The following is a 2,141-nucleotide window of genomic DNA, read 5'->3' on the forward strand; positions in this document are numbered from 1 at the left end:
TGAACCGCCCCGGTTATTCCGGAGACCGGTTTGTTTGAGTCAGGCAGCTTCACCCGACTCCTCCAATTGACGATAATACGTCCTTTCTCGTTCTGCTGGTGGAACGTTTCCTATGGGTTCCAGCAGTCGGCGATTGTTAAACCAGTCAACCCACTCCAGCGTGGCATACTCAACGGCATCCAGTCCCCTCCATGGGCCACGATGATGGATCACCTCCGTTTTGAACAAGCCAATGATGGTCTCTGCCAGCGCATTATCGTAGGAGTCGCCGGTGGTGCCGACTGAGGCATTGATACCCTCGTCAGCCATACGCTCGGTGTAGCGGATCGAGAGATATTGGCTTCCCCTATCACTATGGTGGATCAACCCTTGTCTGTGTTTTCGTGCCCACAGAGCTTGCTCTAGAGCGTCCAGCACCAGTGCCGTTCTCATCGACGTCGCTACACGCCAACCCACGATACAGCGTGCATAAACATCGATAACGAACGCAACGTAAACGAAGCCAGACCAGGTAGCGACATAGGTAAAATCGGCCACCCAAAGCTGATTTGGACGCATGGCCGTAAAGTCACGTTTCACTAAATCAGGTGCCCGTTTCTGGCCGGGATCACTGATGGTCGTGAAGGGGCGTTGGCCTCGCACCACGCCGCGAATTCCCAGGCGGCGCATGAGCCGTTCTACAGTGCAACGAGCAACATTAACGCCTTCACGGCGGAGTTGCCGCCAGACCTTACGGGCACCGTAGACGCAGAAGTTTTCTTTCCACACTCGCTGAATCTCAGCGGTAAGAAACGCATCCTGCCGATATCGACCTGCCCGCCGCTCAGGATCGGTCTCAAGTGACTTGTGGTGGTAATACGTCGATGGGGCGATTGGCAGCTGGCTACAAATCGACTCGACCCCGAACTGAGCACGATGCTCGTCGATAAATGACACCATCAATTGGGTTTGCGGTCGAGCTCCGCCTGGGCGAAAAAAGCAGCCGCCTTACGGAGAATTTCATTGGCGCGCTTCAATTCGACGTTTTCACGCTCTAGCTGCTTGAGTCGTTCATTTTCATGCAGGTTAGCCGAGCTATCTTCCTGCGTGAGTTCTGAGCGTTTGCACCAGGCTCTTAAGGTCTCTGGTGTACAGCCAAACTTGCTGGCAATGGAGCAGATCGCCGCCCACTTGGACGGGTATTCGCCTTGCTGTTCAAGGACTAATCGAACAGCTCGCTCCCGGACTTCTGGGGAATATCGTTTTGGTGAGTTCATGACTCCATCCTCTCAAGATATGGAGTCTCCGGTAAAGCCGGGGCGGTTCATCATTCACATGTTTGAACAGGTCGAGGTCTAGAAAAAGTAACGCTATGTGCTGGTTGTGCCGATGGGCGAATGACAGCGCTACGTTAAGCCGATCAGTTAAAAGCGAACGATTTGGCAAGTCTGTCAGCGAATCATGAAGCGCCATGTGGCTAAGCCGCTGGTTAGTCCAATGACGCTCGGCCGCAGCGCTAAGAATATTGGCAACCCCTTGCAAGAAACTGACATCATCAGCCGAGAAGTGTCGAATGGTAGTAGAGTAGGCACCCAGCACACCAACAGGTTTTTCCAATCCTCCCACCAAAACATCAACACTGCTTACAATGCCATGGGAAGCAAGTAGTTCAGATCGGATGAATTGTGGCTCTTCACTAAAGTCATGAATAATGACGGGCTCGTGTGACTCAAAGACACTAGATGTATGCGTCTGCTGTTGAGTATCACCTACTGGTTGGCCCATCCAGCCTGGTTTCCAACCGATGCCAGCTTGTAAGACCAAAGATTTTTGAGACCCTTCCAACACCAGAACGTTGCTAAACTCCACGCTCAAGCCCTGGGCGATGACCGACACAGCTTCCGCATACACTTCATCGAGGCTGGCGGCAGATAGTGCCAGTCTTCCCAGAGTAGCCACAAGTAGCTGTTGTTGTGCCCTTGTATGCAGCGCCAGTTCAGCATGTTTTCGATCAGAAATATCCTGAATCGTGCCAAAAAAGCCGGTGACTTCACCACTATCATTTTTTGGTTCTTCGTCACTTCACGTGGATTTGGCCTGATCGAATAGGCGGCCCACCGGGCTGCCAATCAGGTAGATCATGGCGATAAAGTTGGCCTCGT

At 52.6% G+C, this 2,141-nt stretch carries 2 protein-coding genes and 1 other annotated feature; both genes read right to left on the reverse strand.

What is annotated here, in order from left to right:
- Positions 1-39: 39 nt before the first annotated feature.
- Positions 40-1,256, reverse strand: a protein-coding gene (locus tag BIS10_RS18495) for an IS3 family transposase (protein ID WP_253507670.1) whose coding sequence is annotated in 2 segments (ribosomal slippage) — positions 40-971 and positions 971-1,256 — 1,218 coding nt in all. Because the reading frame shifts where the segments join, the coding sequence is not laid out codon by codon here.
- Positions 865-981, reverse strand: a sequence feature (AL1L pseudoknot). (Overlaps the previous gene by 117 nt.)
- Complete coding sequence (locus tag BIS10_RS18500; RefSeq protein WP_253507687.1) at positions 1,195-1,938, reverse strand: diguanylate cyclase domain-containing protein; 744 nt, start codon at positions 1,936-1,938, stop codon at positions 1,195-1,197. Before BIS10_RS18500 ends, BIS10_RS18495 begins: the two co-directional genes overlap by 62 nt.
- Positions 1,939-2,141: the final 203 nt, after the last annotated feature.

This window comes from Halomonas sp. 707B3 (genome assembly GCF_024158645.1).
In the GTDB taxonomy this organism is placed as follows: domain Bacteria; phylum Pseudomonadota; class Gammaproteobacteria; order Pseudomonadales; family Halomonadaceae; genus Vreelandella; species Vreelandella lionensis.